At 44.2% G+C, this 19,142-nt stretch carries 17 protein-coding genes; 16 read left to right on the forward strand and 1 reads right to left on the reverse strand.

Features of this window, described 5'->3' with window-relative positions; genetic code table 11:
* The first annotated feature begins 2 nt into the window (after positions 1-2).
* The 15 genes from ACTNEW_RS02815 (at position 3) to rpsA (ending at position 15,102) form a co-directional block, all read left to right on the forward strand.
* Complete coding sequence (locus ACTNEW_RS02815; RefSeq protein ID WP_441057600.1) at positions 3-1,031, forward strand: molybdopterin-binding protein; 1,029 nt, start codon at positions 3-5, stop codon at positions 1,029-1,031.
* A 13-nt stretch (positions 1,032-1,044) separates the two neighbouring features.
* Positions 1,045-1,890, forward strand: coding sequence for a metallophosphoesterase (locus tag ACTNEW_RS02820; protein WP_441057603.1), 846 nt, complete (start codon positions 1,045-1,047; stop codon positions 1,888-1,890).
* Positions 1,891-1,904: 14 nt separating this feature from the next.
* On the forward strand, positions 1,905-2,690 hold the full coding sequence (locus tag ACTNEW_RS02825; protein ID WP_441057606.1) for a segregation and condensation protein A: 786 nt from the start codon (positions 1,905-1,907) through the stop codon (positions 2,688-2,690).
* A gap of 20 nt (positions 2,691-2,710) precedes the next feature.
* Positions 2,711-3,280: an SMC-Scp complex subunit ScpB gene (scpB, locus tag ACTNEW_RS02830; protein ID WP_441057609.1), complete on the forward strand. Its 570-nt coding sequence runs from the start codon at positions 2,711-2,713 to the stop codon at positions 3,278-3,280.
* Positions 3,281-3,292: 12 nt separating this feature from the next.
* Positions 3,293-4,087 (forward strand): zinc dependent phospholipase C family protein, encoded by a 795-nt coding sequence (locus ACTNEW_RS02835; RefSeq protein WP_441057612.1) that lies wholly within the window; start codon positions 3,293-3,295, stop codon positions 4,085-4,087.
* 124 nt (positions 4,088-4,211) lie between these two features.
* Positions 4,212-5,567 carry a D-alanyl-D-alanine carboxypeptidase family protein gene (locus ACTNEW_RS02840; protein WP_441057615.1) on the forward strand — a complete coding sequence of 452 codons (1,356 nt, stop codon included), beginning with the start codon at positions 4,212-4,214 and terminating at the stop codon, positions 5,565-5,567.
* Positions 5,568-5,701: 134 nt separating this feature from the next.
* Positions 5,702-7,138, forward strand: a complete 1,437-nt coding sequence (locus ACTNEW_RS02845; RefSeq protein WP_441057618.1) for an acyl-CoA carboxylase subunit beta — start codon at positions 5,702-5,704, stop codon at positions 7,136-7,138.
* A 13-nt stretch (positions 7,139-7,151) separates the two neighbouring features.
* The gene (locus tag ACTNEW_RS02850; protein ID WP_441057621.1) at positions 7,152-7,889 is read left to right on the forward strand and encodes an OadG family transporter subunit; all 738 of its coding nucleotides are present in this window, start codon (positions 7,152-7,154) and stop codon (positions 7,887-7,889) included.
* 22 nt (positions 7,890-7,911) lie between these two features.
* The gene (locus ACTNEW_RS02855; protein WP_441057624.1) at positions 7,912-8,280 is read left to right on the forward strand and encodes a biotin/lipoyl-binding carrier protein; all 369 of its coding nucleotides are present in this window, start codon (positions 7,912-7,914) and stop codon (positions 8,278-8,280) included.
* A gap of 16 nt (positions 8,281-8,296) precedes the next feature.
* Positions 8,297-9,445 carry a sodium ion-translocating decarboxylase subunit beta gene (locus tag ACTNEW_RS02860; protein WP_441057627.1) on the forward strand — a complete coding sequence of 383 codons (1,149 nt, stop codon included), beginning with the start codon at positions 8,297-8,299 and terminating at the stop codon, positions 9,443-9,445.
* An 89-nt stretch (positions 9,446-9,534) separates the two neighbouring features.
* Positions 9,535-10,947, forward strand: coding sequence for an oxaloacetate decarboxylase subunit alpha (locus ACTNEW_RS02865; protein WP_441057630.1), 1,413 nt, complete (start codon positions 9,535-9,537; stop codon positions 10,945-10,947).
* A gap of 212 nt (positions 10,948-11,159) precedes the next feature.
* Positions 11,160-12,398, forward strand: coding sequence for an NAD(P)/FAD-dependent oxidoreductase (locus tag ACTNEW_RS02870; RefSeq protein WP_441057633.1), 1,239 nt, complete (start codon positions 11,160-11,162; stop codon positions 12,396-12,398).
* A 17-nt stretch (positions 12,399-12,415) separates the two neighbouring features.
* Entirely contained in the window at positions 12,416-13,087 is a 672-nt protein-coding gene (gene cmk, locus ACTNEW_RS02875) for a (d)CMP kinase (protein WP_441057636.1), read from the forward strand.
* Between the two features lie 82 nt (positions 13,088-13,169).
* Positions 13,170-14,036: a 4-hydroxy-3-methylbut-2-enyl diphosphate reductase gene (gene ispH, locus ACTNEW_RS02880; protein ID WP_441057639.1), complete on the forward strand. Its 867-nt coding sequence runs from the start codon at positions 13,170-13,172 to the stop codon at positions 14,034-14,036.
* The gene (gene rpsA, locus ACTNEW_RS02885) at positions 14,017-15,102 is read left to right on the forward strand and encodes a 30S ribosomal protein S1 (protein ID WP_441057642.1); all 1,086 of its coding nucleotides are present in this window, start codon (positions 14,017-14,019) and stop codon (positions 15,100-15,102) included. The genes ispH and rpsA overlap by 20 nt, the downstream gene beginning before the upstream one ends.
* A 1,556-nt stretch (positions 15,103-16,658) precedes the next feature.
* Here rpsA and ACTNEW_RS02890 read toward each other — a convergent pair.
* Positions 16,659-17,681, reverse strand: a complete 1,023-nt coding sequence (locus ACTNEW_RS02890; RefSeq protein ID WP_441057645.1) for a ribonuclease H-like domain-containing protein — start codon at positions 17,679-17,681, stop codon at positions 16,659-16,661.
* Positions 17,682-17,811: 130 nt separating this feature from the next.
* On the opposite strand from ACTNEW_RS02890, the gene rsxC reads away from it, so the two are divergent.
* Entirely contained in the window at positions 17,812-19,128 is a 1,317-nt protein-coding gene (gene rsxC / locus ACTNEW_RS02895) for an electron transport complex subunit RsxC (RefSeq protein ID WP_441057648.1), read from the forward strand.
* The last annotated feature ends 14 nt before the right edge of the window (positions 19,129-19,142 follow it).

The raw sequence follows: 19,142 nt of genomic DNA on the forward strand, positions 1-19,142 counted from the left end.
CAATGAAAGAAATAAGAACAGAAGATGCAGTCGGACATGTATTATGTCACGACATTACTCAGATCATCAAAGACAAAAAGAAAGGCGTGCTCTTTAAAAAAGGCCATGTTGTTCAGGAGGAGGATATCTCTGTGCTTCTTTCTGTTGGCAAAGAACATCTCTTTGTCTGGGAAAAACAGGAAGGAATTCTTCATGAAAATGAAGGAGCAGAGATTCTCTATCATATCTGTGCAGGAGAACATATGCATGGGACAGAGGTAAGTGAGGGTAAGATTGAACTGATTGCGGATTGTGACGGTCTTTTGAAAATCCGCCGTGACGCACTTCGCAGTGTCAATCGTCTGGGTGAAATGATGATCGCATCCAGACACGGAGATTTTCCGGTAAAAAAAGGAAATAAGATTGCAGGAACCCGTATCATTCCACTGGTGATCGAAAAAGAAAAAATGGATCGTGCCTGTGAAGCTGCAGGACCGGAACCGATTTTTTCTATTCTTCCCTATCAGAAGAAAAAAGTGGGAATCATTACCACCGGCAGTGAAGTGCAGAAAGGGATCATACAGGATACGTTTACGCCGGTACTGCGAGAGAAACTGGCAGAATATCCGACGGAGGTTATGGGACAGACACTTCCGGGAGATGACAGGATGCAGATTACCGTAGATATCCGGAAGTTTATTGATGACGGGGCGGATATGGTGCTTTTGTCCGGCGGCATGAGTGTGGATCCTGATGACCGTACTCCCGGTGCGATCAAAGATGCCGGCGTAAGAATCGTGACTTACGGTGCTCCGGTACTTCCGGGTGCGATGCTTCTGGTATCCTATTACGAAAAAGATGGAAAACGTATTCCGGTTGTGGGACTTCCGGGATGTGTGATGTATGCGAAACGAACCGTGTTTGACCTGATTCTTCCGCGTCTTATGGCGGATGATGAAATACATGCAGAGGAAATTGCCGCATACGGAGAAGGGGGGCTGTGCCTGAACTGCAGTACCTGTACATTCCCGGAATGCGGTTTTGGAAAATGATCAGAGGAGATTCATGAAAACATTCAGACGGAAAACATATGAAATAGAAACTTCAAAACTGAAAGGCGGAAAAGAGGTAAAACTTGCCATATTGAGCGATCTTCACGGAGCAGTATTCGGAGAGGAGAATACGCCTCTTTTTGATGCGCTGATGGAAGAGCAGCCGGATGCAGTGATGATTCTGGGAGATATGCTGGTGCGCACGGAGATGGAGACTATGGGCCCTGCGGAAAAGTTTTTGATAAAATTGTCTGAGTATTTTCCTGTGTACTATGCGCTGGGAAATCATGAACAGTATCTGCAGGAATGCGCGGAAACAAGAGAACAGTATCTGCAGTATGAACGCCGCCTGACCAGTGCTGGTGTCTGCTTTCTCCATAATGAGCACACCAGCATGGAACTGAAAGGAACAGATTTTGTGTTTTACGGTCTGGAATTGCCGATGCAGTATTACAAAAAACCAAAGTCTCCCATGCTTTCACTGACAGAACTGGAATCTCTCATTGGAATTCCGTATATGGAGGGAATCCATGTTCTTCTGGCACACAATCCGAAATATGGAAATACTTATTTTTCATGGGGCTCGGATGTGATTTTGTGCGGGCATTATCATGGAGGTGTGCTTCGGCTGTCCGAACATCACGGACTGACCTGCCCGCAGTTTCTGCTTTTTCCGCCGTTTTGCTGCGGAGATTTTCACAGGGGCGGCAGCCATATGATCGTCAGTGCAGGATTGGGAGAGCACACCGTTCCTCTGAGGATTCATAATCCAAGAGAACTTCTTCTGCTGGTAATGAAGCCGCAGGCAGAGGTACAGCCGGAATCCGGAGACGGAAATTCAGATGATACAAGAGATTAGAAAGAGGTCTGTATATGGCAATTCCTGTAAAACTGAATGTATTTGAGGGTCCTTTGGATCTGCTTCTTCATTTGATTGACAAGAATAAAATTGACATATATGATATCCCGATTGTGGAGATTACAGATCAGTATATGGAATATATCCGTGGAATGGAAAAAGAAGATCTGGGTGTCATGAGTGAGTTTATGGTTATGGCAGCTACCCTGATCGATATCAAATGCCGGATGCTCCTTCCGAAAGAAGTGAATGAGGAAGGGGAAGAAGAGGATCCGAGAGCGGAACTTGTGGCAAGACTTCTGGAATATAAGACGTACAAATATATGTCGTATGAACTGAAAGACCGTATGGATGATGCAGTGGGAGTCTTTTACAAAAAAGCCAGCATTCCGGATGAAGTCATGGAATACCGGGAACCGGTGGATCCGCAGGCGCTTCTTGAGGGGCTGACCATTGAAAAACTGAACAGCATTTACCAATCCATTATCCGCAGACAGGAAAATAAGATTGACCCGATTCGAAGTAAATTCGGAAAGATTGAAAAAGAAGAAGTCAGTCTTTCGGACAAAATGCTTGAAATGAAAGAATATGCAGCAACTCACCGGAAATTCAGTTTCCGTCAGCTTCTGACTGCACAGGATTCCAGAATTCAGGTAATCGTAACATTTCTGTCCATCCTGGAATTGATGAAAATGGGGCATATCCAGGTAGAACAGGACCATCTTTTTGATGATATTCAGGTTCAGGTGGTGACGGATCCCGAGACCTGGAAGAATCTGACAGAGTTTGCCGATGAATAAAGAGGAATGAGGGTATATTTGTGGAATTAAAAAAAACAGAAGCAGCCATTGAAGCTGTGTTATTTGCCATGGGAGAGTCTGTAGAACTGACTCAGATCGCAAAGGCGGTGGGACAGGATACGGAAACGACCAGGAAGATTCTGGGTCATATGATGGACCGTTACCAGCAGGAGGACAGAGGGATTCAGATTATTGAACTGGAACAGTCGTATCAGATGTGTACCAAAAAGGAATATTACGAAGCTCTGATCCGCATTGCATTGCAGCCGAAAAAACCGGCATTGACAGAGGTTATGCTGGAAACTCTGTCGATCATTGCATACAAGCAGCCTGTGACAAAGGCAGAGATTGAAAAAATCCGCGGTGTGAAGTGTGATCATGCAGTGAACAAGCTGGTAGAATATAATCTGGTGAAGGAACTCGGGCGCTTGGATGCTCCGGGCCGTCCGCTTCTGTTTGGTACAACGGAAGAATTCCTGCGCTCTTTTGGGGTGCAGGGCCTGGAAGAGCTTCCTGTTCCGGATCCTGTAAAGATTGAAGATTTTAAAGCAGAGGCAGAAGAAGAAATTCAGCTGAAGCTGGATGTGTGAGGTGAAAAACGTATGCCGACAACGTATACACATGATTTATTTGGAAAAAACATTTACAAAAAATTATCTGAAGAAATGAAAGAAATTATTCGTGAGAACGGAGATCTGTACCGGATCGGACTGCACGGACCGGATATTCTGTTTTATCTTCTGATGGATAAAAAAACAACCTCTGCAGGAGTGCGGATGCATAAAGAGAAGGCACGCCCGTTTTTTGAGAGAGGCATGAAACTTGTCAGAGAGACAGGAAACCGTCCGTTGCTTGCGTATCTTCTGGGATTCGGATGTCATTATCTTCTGGATTCCACCTGTCATCCTACAGTGAACCGTTTGAATGATGAGGGAATCATTTCCCATACACTTTCCGAAAAGGAACTGGACCGTACGCTGATGCTCGAAACAGGGAAAGATCCTTTGCGGTATTATCCGTCGGATTGTATTGTACCTAAGAAATCTTATGCGGAAGTAATCCATGAAGCCATACCGGAAATATCGCCATTCAGGATTTACTGGTCACTGCGGATGATGAAGCTGGTTACGAATTGCATGGTTTGTGATAATAATGGAAGGCGGAAAAAAGCACTTGTATTTATCGGCGGTTTGCTGTTCGGGCAAAAAAGTACTTACGTGACGGATCACTTTATGGACAGAGAACCTGCAAAAAACAGTGAAGGCCCGGTGGCTCAGCTGAAAGAACTTTACATGGAAGCGCTGAAGGAATCTCCGCAGTACCTGGAGGAGCTTTTTGCACTTTCCGGAGAAGAAAAGAAATTGTCTTCACGGTTTGACAGAACTTATAACGGGTGACGGCGAATATCTGACAGATATGGCGGCATAGAATTATCCTGTATCATAACGGTTTGGAAGGATGAAAATCTTTTCGGACAAGAACCCCTGATTTTTTTGGTGATTATCTGAAATGAGGTGGATTATGAGAAGGAAATTCTGTGCCGCTGTTTCTTTTTGTATGTTTCTGCTTATGATGGGAATCCTGCTTGTTTATAGGATGCTGTATGCACAGGAAAGTGCTTCGGATAAGATATATATGCAGGAAAGCGCTTTAGATAAGCTGTATATGCAGGAAAGTGCTTCGGATAAGCTGTATGCCCGAGAGAGTGTTTCAGATAACCTGTATATGCAGGAAGACAGCCCGGATAAGCTTTATAATAAGAAGGATGGCCCGGATAGTCTGTATGCGTTGTCGGCAGTTTTGATGGATGCAGATACCGGAAGGATTCTTTACGAAAAAGAGGGAGAAACTGCCAGGCCAATGGCCAGCACCACGAAAGTTATGACCTGTATTCTGGCTCTTGAAAATGCTCCGGGGGACGATTATGTCATCGTTTCTGCAAATGCCGCATCACAGCCGGAAGTAAAACTGAACATGAGAGAAGGAGAACAGTATTATCTGGAAGACCTTCTGTATTCACTGATGCTGAAAAGCCATAATGATACAGCAGTGGCAATTGCAGAACATATTGGGGGATCTGTGGAAGGATTTGCAAAGATGATGAATGAAAAGGCAGAAGAAATCGGATGCCGTGATACCCATTTTGTGACCCCGAACGGTCTGGACGCAGAAGATGAGGGGGGTACACACCATACGACGGCAGCGGATCTGGCACTGATCATGCGTTATGCCATCCGGAACCAAACATTTGTAAATATTACACAGACGAGAGACTATTCTTTTTCGGATCTGAGCGGAAAACGGCAGTTTTCTGTCCATAACGCCAATGCTCTGCTTGATATGACGGAAGGTGTTTTATCCGGAAAAACAGGATTTACGGGAGATGCAGGATACTGCTATGTGTGTGCATGCAGAAGAGGAGAAAAAACATTTATTGTATCCCTTCTGGGCTGCGGGTGGCCGGGACACAAGTCTTATAAATGGAAAGACACACTTGCGCTTCTGGAATACGGGGATGAAAACTTCCGTTATCAGACCTTCTGGAAAGAACCTGTACTGAAAAAAAGGCAGGTCGGAAACGGCGTAGAGAAGGGATTGTTTCCCGGAACACCGGTTTATCTGAAGGGGGAATACACGGTATCTGATGATGAAAAAAATCAGAAAGTACTGATGAAAAATGGAGACGAGATCCGGATCAGAGTGTCTCTTCCAAAAAAACTGGAAGCCCCGGTAAAGAAAGGGCAGACGATCGGAGAAGTTTCTTACTGGCTGGAAAAAGAAGAATTGCTCCGTATCCCTCTGACTGCAGAAAAAAGCATAGACAGAATCAGCTATCTCTGGTGTGCCGACCGGGTTTTTCATGACTTTTTCCATTAATTAAATTCAGGGTTAAATTATTAACAAATATTAGAAAAAGTATTGAAAAAATTTGAAAAAAAGGGTAGAATTATAATCGGCTAAAATTTTGGTTATGCTTTAAAATTCTTATAGAAAATGGAGGGCAAACAAGAATGAGTAATGCAACACAAGGCTTAGCAGGCACAAGAATTACTTCTTTGCTTGATGCAAACAGTTTTGTTGAAATCGGACGAAGTGTAACAGCCAGAACAACCGATTTTAATATGACTGAAAAAAAAGCACCTTCTGACGGTGTCATTACCGGTTATGGTGTGATCGATGGAAATCTGGTATATGTTTACAGTCAGGATGCTTCTGTACTGAATGGTACAGTTGGAGAAATGCATGCGAAAAAGATTTCTGCACTGTATGATCTGGCAATGAAAACAGGCGCTCCGGTAATCGGACTGGTAGACTGCGCAGGTCTTCGTCTGCAGGAAGCTACAGATGCGCTGAATGCATTCGGAAGCATTTATCTGAAACAGACGATGGCATCCGGAATGATTCCGCAGATCACAGCAATTTTTGGTACCTGCGGCGGTGGAATGGCAGTCGTTCCGGCACTGACAGATTTCACCTTTATGGAAGCCAAAAATGGAAAAATGTTCGTAAATACTCCGAACGCACTGGAAGGAAATCATGTATCCAAATGCGATACTGCAGCAGCAGATTTCCAGAGTGAAGAGACCGGACTGATCGATGCTGTCGGAACTGAAGAGGAGATCCTCGCACAGATCCGTGAATTAGTCAGCCTGCTTCCATCCAACTGTGAAGATAATGATTCCTATGAGGAATGTACAGATGATCTGAACCGTGTATGTGAAGATATTGCCAACTGTACAGGAGATACCGGAATCGCCCTTTCCAGAATCGCAGACAACGGCGCATTCTTTGAGACAAAAGCCGGTTACGGAAAAGATGTTGTTACAGGCTTCCTTCGCCTGAATGGTGCAACCATCGGAGCTGTTGCCAACAGAAGCGAAGTTTATGATGCAGAAGGAAATAAGACAGAAGAATTTGACGGCACTCTTTCTGCAAGAGGTGCAAGAAAAGCAGCAGCTTTTGTGAAATTCTGTGATGCTTTTGATATCCCGGTACTTACTCTTACAAATGTAACAGGTTTTAAGGCAACCGTTTGCAATGAAAAAATGATGGCAAAATCCGTTGGTGAAATGGTACATGCTTTTGCTTCTGCTACTGTTCCGAAAGTCAATGTGATTATCGGAAAGGCATATGGTACTGCATATGTGGCAATGAACAGCAAGGCAATCGGTGCAGATATGGTTTATGCATGGGACAGCGCAGAAATCGGAATGATGGATGCTTCTCTGGCTGCAAAGATCATGTATGCCGGAGCAGATGCTGCAACTCTGAATGAAAAAGCTGCCGAATACAGAACACTTCAGTCCGGTGTGGAATCCGCTGCTGCAAGAGGCTATGTGGATACCGTGATTAATCCGGCAGATACAAGAAAATATGTGATCGGAGCTTTTGAAATGCTGTTCACAAAAAGGGAAGAACGTCCGTCCAAGAAACATGGCACGGTCTAAGCGAGGTGAGCATATGAAGAAGATTTTAAAGAGAGCATCTTCTGTATGTGCTGCTGTTGTATGCGCTGCTTCCCTGACGGTGTCAGGTGCAGTAATCGTAGCGGCTGACAGTGAGATCGATGAGACAGTAAAAGCTCAGCTTGTTGCAACTGCTGAGGGGCTGACAGAAGCAATCATTCCAATGTCAGACGAAGAAATTGCCAATTATCTGACATCTGATGATGACTTTACCGTTCAGGCTATGACTTCCTGGAACAGCTCCAAAGACGAAGTTGGAGAATATGTGGCATTGGGTGAAACAGAGGTAGAATTTGATGATGACGAGTACTCCGTAACAGTATCGGTTGATTTTGAGACCTATGATGCGGATTTCGTATATATGTTCAGCTCTGACGGAGTACCTGCCACAATGTCCGTAGATGTTCAGTACCCGATGTCTGAGACAATGAAAAGAGCCGGCCTGAATACAGTTATGGGTATCGGTATTGTATTTATCATGCTGGTATTCTTAAGCTTTGTGATTTCCCTGTTCCGTTTTATTCCGGGACTTGTGGAAGGCAAGAAGAAAGAGGAGCCGAAAGCACCTGCAGCACCTGTACCTGCTCCGGTTGCAGCACCGGCAGCAGAAGAAGTGGTGGATGATACAGAGCTTATCGCAGTTATTGCAGCAGCTATTGCAGCTGCAGAGGGAACAACCACTGACGGATTCGTTGTTCGTTCGATCCGCAAAGTGAATCGCAGAAAATGGTAAATAACATTAGGAGGATTATAAAATGAAAAGCTATACAATTACCGTAAACGGAACAGCATATGAAGTTACTGTAGAAGAAACCGGAAGCGTTTCCGCACCGGCAGCAGCACCAGTTGCAGCTCCAAAGGCAGCTCCGAAAGCAGCTCCAAAGGCAGCAGCACCGGCAGCAGGCGCAGGCGCTGTTAAAGTTACAGCATCTGTACCGGGCAAAGTCCTTAAAGTTGTTGCATCTGCAGGCCAGGCAGTAAAAGCCGGCGACAATATCGTGATTCTGGAATCCATGAAAATGGAAATCCCTGTAGTAGCTCCGCAGGACGGAACCGTTGCAAGCATTGACGTTGCAGAAGGTGCCTCTGTAGAAAATGGAGATACTTTAGCAACAATGAACTAGGACGGGAGGTAGTCAAATGTCTTATGTAACAGAAACTTTGTCCAACCTGATTCATCAGACAGCGTTCTTTAATCTGACATGGGGCAACTACCTGATGATCGCGGTGGCATGTGTGTTCTTATATCTTGCCATCAGGCACGGATTTGAACCGCTTCTTCTGGTACCGATCGCATTCGGTATGCTGCTGGTTAATATCTATCCGGATATTATGGCATCACCGGAGGAAATGTCCAACGGAGTAGGTGGACTTCTGCACTATTTCTATATTCTGGATGAGTGGAGTATTCTCCCATCCCTGATTTTCATGGGTGTTGGTGCGATGACAGACTTTGGTCCTCTGATCGCAAACCCGATCAGTTTCCTGATGGGCGCTGCAGCACAGCTTGGTATTTATGTAGCATATTTCCTGGCTATTTTCCTTGGCTTCAACGGCAAGGCAGCAGCTGCGATTTCCATCATCGGCGGTGCTGACGGTCCGACTTCTATTTTCCTGGCTGGTAAACTCGGTCAGACAACCCTTATGGGACCGATTGCGGTTGCGGCATATTCCTATATGTCTCTGGTTCCGATCATCCAGCCGCCAATCATGAAACTCTGTACTACAGAGAAAGAGCGTAAGATTAAAATGGATCAGCTTCGTCCGGTTACCAAACTGGAAAAGATTCTGTTCCCGATCGTTATTACCATCGTTGTCTGCTTGATTCTGCCGACTACAGCTCCTCTTATCGGTATGCTGATGCTTGGTAATCTGTTCAGAGAGTCCGGTGTTGTAAAACAGCTGACAGAGACTGCTTCCAATGCCCTGATGTACATCGTTGTTATCCTTCTTGGTACTTCCGTTGGTGCATCTACAAGTGCAGAAGCATTCCTGAATGTTGATACACTGAAAATCGTTGTATTGGGTCTTGCAGCATTTGCATTTGGTACGTTTGGCGGATGTATGCTCGGTAAGCTTATGTGTAAGCTGACAAAGGGCAAGATCAATCCTCTGATCGGTTCTGCAGGTGTATCCGCAGTTCCTATGGCAGCGCGTGTATCCCAGAAAGTCGGCGCGGAGGCAGATCCGACCAACTTCCTTCTGATGCATGCCATGGGTCCGAACGTTGCCGGTGTTATCGGTACTGCCGTTGCAGCAGGAACTTTCATGGCTATTTTCGGAGTATGATCCGGTACACTGAATGGAAACAGGCTGCAGCCCTGAATTCGGTGAATCGAACTCCCTTGTTGTTAAAATAAATTAAGGAGAAAAAGATAATGGCAGAAATTGAAAAAAAACCTGTAAAAATCGTGGAAACCATTCTGCGTGATGCTCATCAGTCTCTGATCGCAACCCGTATGAGCACCGAGCAGATGCTTCCGATTATTGATAAACTGGATAAAGTAGGCTACCATGCAGTAGAATGCTGGGGCGGCGCTACTTTTGATGCTTCCCTTCGTTTCCTGAAAGAAGACCCATGGGAAAGACTTCGTAAATTACGTGACGGATTTAAAAATACCAAGCTTCAGATGCTGTTCCGTGGACAGAATATCCTTGGATATCGTCCATATGCAGATGATGTTGTGGAATATTTCGTACAGAAATCCGTAGCCAACGGAATCGATATCATCCGTATTTTTGACTGTCTGAACGACCTTCGAAACCTTCAGACAGCAGTAACAGCAGCAAATAAAGAAAAAGCTCACGCACAGGTAGCTCTTTCCTATACTCTGGGCGATGCCTATACACTGGAATACTGGACCACAATTGCAAAACAGATTGAAGAGATGGGTGCTGATTCCATCTGTATCAAGGATATGGCAGGTCTTCTTGTTCCGTATAAAGCAACCGAACTTGTTACCGCTCTGAAAGAAGCAGTTAAGATCCCGATCGATCTTCATACACATTATACCTCCGGTGTGGCTTCCATGACTTACCTGAAAGCTGTTGAAGCAGGCGTAGACATTATCGATACCGCAATGTCTCCATTTGCTCTGGGTACCTCCCAGCCGGCAACAGAAGTTATGGTTGAGACTTTCAAAGGTACACCATATGATACAGGGTTTGACCAGAATCTTCTTGCAGAGATCGCTGATTACTTCCGTCCGATGCGTGATGAAGCTCTGGAAACAGGCCTCCTGAATCCGAAGAATATGGGTGTAAACATCAAGACTCTTCTGTACCAGGTACCTGGAGGAATGCTTTCCAACCTTACCTCCCAGCTGAAAGAACAGCATGCAGAAGATAAGTTCTACGATGTTCTGGAAGAGGTTCCGCGTGTGCGTAAAGACCTTGGTGAGCCGCCTCTGGTTACTCCGTCTTCTCAGATCGTTGGTACTCAGGCTGTATTCAATGTCCTGATGGGCGAAAGATATAAGATGGTAACAAAAGAGACAAAAGACATCTTAAGCGGTAAATACGGTGCGACTGTAAAACCGTTTGATGCAGAAGTTCAGAAGAAATGTATCGGTGATACAGAGCCGATCACTTGCCGTCCTGCAGATCTTCTTGATAACGAGCTTGATAAGCTGGAAAGCGAAATGGCTCAGTACAAAGAGCAGGATGAGGACGTTCTGTCCTATGCACTGTTCCCGCAGGTTGCAACTGACTTCTTCAAATATCGTCAGGCACAGAAGACCAAAGTGGATGAGACAGTTGCAGATACCAAGAATGGAGCTTATCCGGTGTAATTGGTAAGAGTTGTAATCTCTAAAGTAAATAATCAAATGTTGCTGTAAACGAAAGTGATCAGTAATCATGAAAAACAAGTCTGATGGTTTTATCATCGGGCTTGTTTTTTGTTGGAAATTTGATATAATCATACTCTGGGGAGATAGAAGATTAGAACATACTTCTATTTCTGACTATTCTGTGAAATAATAATTAGTACAAAGGATTCATTATGAGTAAAGTAATTATTATCGGCGGCGGTGCGGCAGGTATGTTTGCCGGAATTCATGCGGCACAAAAGGGAAATGAAGTACATTTGTATGAAAAAAATGAAAAGCTGGGGAAAAAACTTTATATTACTGGCAAAGGCCGCTGCAATGTTACGAACGCCTGTGATACGGAAGAGCTTTTTCCGGCTGTGATGAGTAATGCGAAATTTCTTTACAGTGCTTTTTATACGTATGATAACCATGCGGTCATGGATTTTTTTGAAAAGGCGGGAGTTCCTCTGAAGATTGAAAGAGGAAACCGTGTATTTCCGGTATCAGATCATTCGTCTGATATCATACATGCTCTTGAAAAATTGTTGAAACAGGCAGGTGTCCGGATTCATCTGCGTTCAGAGGTGAAAAAAATTCTTCATGACGATGAGCATGTGTATGGGGTAGAGTTGGCTGGAGGCGCAAAAGTGCAGGCGGATGCCGTGATAGTTGCTACGGGAGGTCTTTCGTATCCATCTACCGGATCTACAGGAGATGGATATTTGTTTGCAGAAGATACCGGTCATCGTGTGACAGAACGAAAACCGTCTCTTGTTCCTTTGAAGACAAAGGAAGAATATATTCCGAAACTGCAGGGGCTTTCACTGAAAAATACAGAACTTACGATTAAAAACGGCAAAAAAGTACTGTACAGAGATTTTGGAGAAATGATGTTCACTCATTTTGGTGTGACAGGTCCTATGATTCTTTCGGCAAGTGCGCATATTGGAAAAATGCTGGAAAAGACAGAACTTTCCGCATATCTGGACCTTAAACCGGCGTTATCCCATGAGCAGCTGGATGCCAGGATTCTACGTGAGTTTGACGCGGCACCTAATAAACAGTTCAAAAATGTCATTGGTGTATTGTTTCCCTCCTCGCTTACGCCTGTAATTATGGAACTTGGGGGGATTTCGCCTGAGAAAGTGATTCACGAAATTTCCCGTGAAGAGCGGAGGGCATTCGGGGAACTTGTCAAAGCTTTTCCATTTACGATTATTGGGATGGGAGAATTTAAGGAAGCGATTATTACAAGAGGCGGAGTATCCGTGAAGCAGATCAATCCCGGGACAATGGAATCCAAAGTGCTGAAAAATCTCTATTTTATTGGAGAAGTTCTTGATCTTGATGCGGTCACGGGGGGCTATAATCTGCAGATTGCATGGTCTACTGCATATCTTGCAGCAAATGCTGCTGGTTTAAACAAATAGGAGTAGGAGGATTAGCGATGATTTATAATATTGCCATTGACGGACCTGCCGGGGCAGGAAAAAGTACGATTGCGAAAAGAGTAGCGAAGGAATTTTCTTTTATTTATGTAGATACAGGCGCGATGTATCGGGCGATGGCCTATTATCTTCTGCAGCAGAATGTGGACGGGAATGATTCACAGGAAATTGCATCCAAATGTGAGGGCGCAGATATTTCGATTGAATATAGAAATGGAGAGCAGATTGTACTTCTGAACGGAGAAAATGTCAATGCATATCTTCGTACAGAAGAGGTTGGAAATATGGCTTCTGTAAGTTCTGCGAACCTAAGTGTACGTGCGAGACTGCTGGACCTTCAGAGAAGTCTGGCAGCATCCCAGAGCGTTGTGATGGATGGGCGCGACATTGGTACAACGATTCTCCCGAATGCCGAAGTGAAGATCTATCTGACTGCAAGTTCTGCTACAAGAGCCAGAAGGCGTTACAAAGAACTGATTGAAAAAGGGGAAGAATGCAATATAGAGGATATTCAGAAAGATATCGAAGAACGCGATCAGCGTGATATGAACCGTGAGATTTCCCCTCTCCGTCAGGCAGAAGATGCGGTTCTGGTTGATTCTTCCGAAATGACGATTGATGAAGTAGTCAGCGCAATTGAGAATATTTTTCATGAGAAAACAGGAAAATAAAAGATGTTTTATACAATCTTGTCCTGATATTTCAGAAAACAAACGGATGAGATGAAAAAGTGATGTATCAGGAGGAAAACCAATGGAAGTAAAAACTGCAGAGACAGCAGGTTTCTGCTTCGGAGTAAAAAGAGCTGTTGATAAAGTCTATGAATTGATAGACTCGGGAGTAACCCCGATTTATACGCTTGGACCGATCATTCACAATGAAGAAGTTGTAACAGACCTTGAGAAGAAAGGCGTACAGGTGATTTCAGAAGAAGATCTGGATCATCTGGAAAAAGGAACCGTGATCATCCGTTCGCACGGAGTCGGAAAAGCTGTTTATGACAAACTTCTGGAGAGAAAATTGTCGTATGTGGATGTTACATGTCCGTTTGTTTTGAAAATTCACAGAATCGTGGAAAAAGAAAGCAGAGAGGGAAAGCACATCCTCATCATTGGCGATGCCTCTCATCCGGAGGTGCAGGGAATCTGCGGATGGGTGCAGGGGACTTATACTGTCATAAAAAGCAGTGAGGAAGCAGAAGCATATGAGCCGGATTCGGACAGGAAAATCTGTGTTGTGTCTCAAACGACATTTAATTACAACAAATTTAAAGATTTAGTTGAAATTCTCGGCAAAAAGAGGTACAATGATAATGTTTTAGATATATTCAATGTTTTAAACACTATTTGTAATGCTACCGAAGAACGGCAAAAAGAAGCGAGAACGATAGCCGGAGAGGTAGATACTATGTTGGTCGTTGGGGGCAGGCATAGTTCCAATACTCAAAAGCTGTTTGAAATATGCAAAAAGGAATGTGGAAATACTTACTATATACAAACACCTGTAGACTTGGATTCTGAAATGTTCCAATGCAGTAGTATTGTAGGTATTACAGCAGGGGCGTCCACCCCAAAGAAAATAATTGAGGAGGTTCAAGAACATGTCAGAATTAAGTTTTGAACAGATGCTGGAAGATTCCGTAAAAACTATCAGAAATGGGGAGATTGTACAGGGTACTGTCATCGATGTAAAAGAGGATGAAATTATCCTGAATATCGGCTATAAAGCAGACGGTATTATCACAAAGAGTGAATACTCTAATGATTCATCTATTGTACTTGCCGATGCAGTACATGCTGGCGACACAATGGAAGCAAAAGTCCTGAAAGTCAACGACGGTGAAGGACAGGTAATCCTTACCTATAAGAGACTTGCAGCAGAAAAAGGCAATAAACGTCTTGAAGAAGCATTTGAGAATCAGGAAGTATTGAAAGCTCCTGTAACTCAGGTACTGGATGGCGGTTTATGTGTAAATGTAGAAGAGACAAGAGTTTTCATTCCTGCAAGCCTTGTATCTGATACTTACGAAAAAGATCTTTCCAAATATGCAGATCAGGAAATTGAATTTGTTATCACAGAATTCAATCCAAGAAGACGCCGCATCATCGGTAACCGTAAACAGCTTCTTCTTGCTGAAAAAGCTGAAAAACAGAAAGCATTAATGGAAAGAATTAACGTTGGTGATACTGTAACTGGTGTTGTTAAGAATGTAACAGATTTTGGTGCATTCATCGACCTTGGCGGAGCTGACGGACTTCTTCATATTTCCGAAATGTCCTGGGGCAGAGTAGAGAATCCGAAAAAAGTTTTCACAGTTGGACAGGAAGTAAAAGTCCTGATCAAAGATATCAATGGTGACAAGATTGCTCTTTCTCTGAAATTCCCTGAAGAGAATCCATGGCTTACCGCTGCTGAAAAATTTGCAGTAGGCAACGTTGTAACCGGTAAAGTTGCAAGAATGACTGATTTCGGTGCATTTGTTGAACTGGCTCCTGGAATCGATGCTCTTCTTCATGTATCTCAGATTTCCAGAGAACATGTTGCAAAACCATCTGATGTTCTGGCTATCGGTCAGGAAATCGAAGCAAAAGTTGTTGATTTCAACGGCGAAGATAAGAAAATCAGCCTGAGCATGAAAGCTCTGGAAACAGCTGCACCGGCTGAAGAAGCTCCGGTTGAGGAATAATATTCGCTAAAGACAAAAATAATTTATGTGCTGCTGTAGACAGAAATAACTGTTTGTGCTGCAACTAAAGAAAATATTATTTGTTGATATATTAACAGAGATTTGCATTTAATGCAGGTCTCTGTTTTTATATTGAAAAAAGAAGAGAATACTCGAAGCGTTATTTGGTGAATTAAAGTGGGCTTTAGTTCAGAAGCAATCCGTGAGGATTTTTTATGTTTCGCTATGCTGCAGATTTCACCGAAACTTCCGTTTAGGGCGAAACTCTGTGAGGGGGTAGGTGTGAAAAACCGTACGCGAAAGAGAGCCCCTGAGGGCCGTGCAGACTTACCTTCGGTTCCTGTGCAGGCTTCGGGGCATAAGAAGTACTAAGCGCTGTGTATTTTTGCTAAAAGCGTGAACAGGATTTCTGAACTCGCCTTTGGCTCAGACAGCAGAAATCCCGCTCACAACGCAAAAATACACAGCCCAAGTACTTCTAATACCCCTGCAGAAGGCACAGGAACCGAAGGTAAGTCTGCCCGGCCCTCAGGGACTTTCTTCCGCTGTCAGTTAGCGTTTCACTGGAAGAGAAGATGAAAAATCCGGAAAGGGATTGTAAATGGGCTATTTTTTGCGGGTCGTTTTGCTTTTATAACATGGCAAATTTCCTTTCTCTTATAAGATGATGATGGGGTCAAAAGGTATTTTGATCCCTCTGATACACGGATTTCTCCGCACTTTGTGCTCCCGAAAATCTGCGCTTCGCTCCGGTCGGTACTAAACAAACGTCCACCGAACGTTCAGCGCCCTAAAAACATTCGAAATTCATCCTATTCGGGCTACTTTCTCATATTTTTGCGGGTTCCAAAGTCATGTTTTTTCATGCAAGCATGAAACACATGACCTTTTGACCCTTGCATCATAAGATATCATTTTGATGTCCACTTTGCCCACGAAGGAATTTCCCTTAACAACAGAAAATTAACTCTCCGATTAAAAATCTATGTCTTCCGTTTCCAATCTCCTTCCGGATTTTTCATCCCATAACTTTCAGTGAAACGCTAACTGTCAGCGGAAGAGGAACCCCTCCAGGGGCTGCGGCGGGCATATACTTCCTGGTTCTGTGCACTCTGCAGGGGGGTTAGAAGTACTTGGCTTTCCGATTTTCGCGTTGTGGGCCGGATTTGTGCTGTCTGAGCCAACGGCGAGTCCACGAATCCGGTCCACGCTTTTAGCGAAAATCGGAAAGCCTTAGTACTTCTTAAGCCCCGAAGCCCGCACAGGAACAGGAAGTATATGCCCGCCGCAGCCCCTGGAGGGGTTCCTCTTTCGCGTACGGTTTTTCACATCCCACTTCACAGTTTTTCGCATTGAACTAAAGTTCCGGAGAAAGCCATAAATATAGTTAAGCCCGGAGAATCCCCAAAGACTGCTTCTAAACTAAAGCGCACTTTAATTCACCAAAAACATTTTTATTAACTAAAGCCTTCTTTAATTAACAAAAGCACACTTTAGTTCACAAAAGCTTACTTAGGTTTACAATATCCCGTTATGAGACCCGGGAAGTAAAGCTCTCATTTTTTGAGCGTGCTCAGAAGATATGGAAGCGTATGCCGGAGATACTGCATCTGTTTGGCAGTATTGGAGAGGAAACTCTCATCACAGCAGAACCAGGTATAACAGGTATCGCGCCTGGCAGGAACACGCAGACTTCTGTCCATGTAGGAGCTCAGTGATTTGGGAATCGCAGTATCTTCGGTAGGAATATAATCATAATCCCGATAATTGGCATAATACTGCCGCAGCCTGCCGCCGGTAAGAGGAATCATCAGCCTTAATGAGTCAGCTTCGCCCGTGATATAGAACTGCGAATTTCCATTGGAAAACAGGACAGGAAGCGGATGCGGAAGACGAAGGGTGAGAAGAAGCAGGTCATCGCTGATTTCTGCATGAACAGGTTCATACATCCCTGTATAAAGACAGAGATAGGAAAGCATGCGAAAAACACTGCCGAGTCCCATCAGATCCTCCTGATTATGCCCGAGAAGCTCCTGCATAATATCCGTATCGTGTGTTTTCTGATATTTGTGAAAGCACCGGATCCCGTCTTTTCCGTTGCAGAAAAGCCGGGAGGGAAGATGCAGGAAAACTTCCAGATCCGGCTGTTTCATCCCGGGCAATTTCAGAAGGTCTTTGCATGGCTTCAGAACCTGATACAGATCAATGGAAAGAAGTCCCGGAAAAGGCGAAGACATGTTGTGTACCTGAAAACGGGTCTCCAGATACGGCTGATCGAATCGGTTTCCGTTATATTGAATGGTAACAGAATCTTTGGTCAAAAAATCAGAAAAAGCAGATAAAACCTCCGGCTCTTCAGATTCGTTTTCTCCGAACCACTGATATAAAATCCACTGCCCGTCTTCGTAAGTGACAGCTCCGACTAGATAGAGAAAAGAGGAATATTGTGATAATCCGGTGGTCTCAATATCATAAAAAACAGGACGGAAATCGGTACAGGAAATACAATATTTCGATAAATTTTTAACACTTTCAAAGTCTGGAAACCCTTGAAAAATAGGCATTTTTTTAACAATCATGAACATTCGTTCCTTTCTTGGATTGTATCTAATTATACACAAGATTTTGACAAAATGGTAGTGAATTTTTTCATAAAAAGAGTTATAGTATAGGTAAGCGGTTTTGGTAAAAATAAAGGAGGGAAAATATATGGGACTTTTAACCTTTAAGGGTGGTGTTCATCCTTATGACGGCAAAGAACTGTCCAAGAATTATCCTATTGAGAAATATCTTCCGCAGGGGGAAATGATCTATCCACTTTCCCAGCATATCGGAGCACCTGCTGTTCCGGTTGTGGCGAAGGGAGATCATGTACTTGTGGGACAGAAGATCGCCGATGCCGGTGGATTTGTATCAGCCCCGATCCATTCATCTGTTTCGGGAACGGTGAAGAAAATCGAACCTCATCTGAATGCAACCGGTTCTATGGTCAATGCAATCTTTATTGAAAATGATCAGAAGTATGAAGCAGTTGAGTACACTCCTGCGAAATTGGAAAGCCTTTCAAAAGAAGAGATACTGAAACGTATACAGGAAGGCGGTGTTGTAGGTATGGGCGGCGCAGGCTTCCCTACTCATGTAAAACTTGCACCGAAAGACCCGGCGAAAATTGAATACGTTCTTGTCAACGGTGCGGAGTGTGAACCGTATCTGACAAGCGACTACCGCAGAATGCTGGAAGAGCCGGAGAAGATCGTAGAAGGTCTGAGAGTCATGCTGACACTTTTTGATAATGCACAGGGATATATCTGTATCGAAGATAACAAACCGGACTGTATCGCCAGATTAAAAGAACTGGTGAAAGATATTCCGCGCATAGAAGTGAAAGAGCTGATGACCAAATATCCGCAGGGTGGTGAGCGTACGCTGATTTATGCGACGACAGGAAGAGAAATCAATTCTTCCATGCTTCCTGCTGATGTGGGATGCGTAGTAGACAACGTGGATACCGTAGTAGCAATCTATCAGGCCGTGATTCTTGGAATGCCGGTTATGAGCCGTATTGTCACTGTTACAGGCGATGGAATCCAGCAGCCCAAGAACTTTACCGTATTGTGCGGAACCTGTATGGAAGAGCTGATCGGGGCGGCAGGCGGACTCAAGAATACTGCATCCAAAGTAATTTCCGGAGGTCCCATGATGGGATTTGCCATGTATGATCTTCAGGTGCCGTGTACAAAGACCACATCTGCATTTCTGTGCCTTGAGAAAGATCCTGTTTCACAGGCTCAGCAGACAGCGTGCATTAATTGCGGACGCTGTGTGAGTGTCTGTCCGGGACATGTACTTCCGGCTCGTCTGGCTACTTTTGCAGAACACGGAAATATGGAGGCATTCCAGAAATTTGACGGAATGGAATGCTGTGAATGCGGATGCTGCAGTTATGTCTGTCCGGCGAAGAGACCATTGACCCAGAGTATCAAGTCCATGAGAAAAATGGTACTTGCAAGCCGCAGGAAGAAATAAGGGGAGGTAGAAAA

The organism is Blautia sp. HCP3S3_G3 (assembly GCF_052063365.1).
Lineage (GTDB): Bacteria > Bacillota > Clostridia > Lachnospirales > Lachnospiraceae > Blautia_A.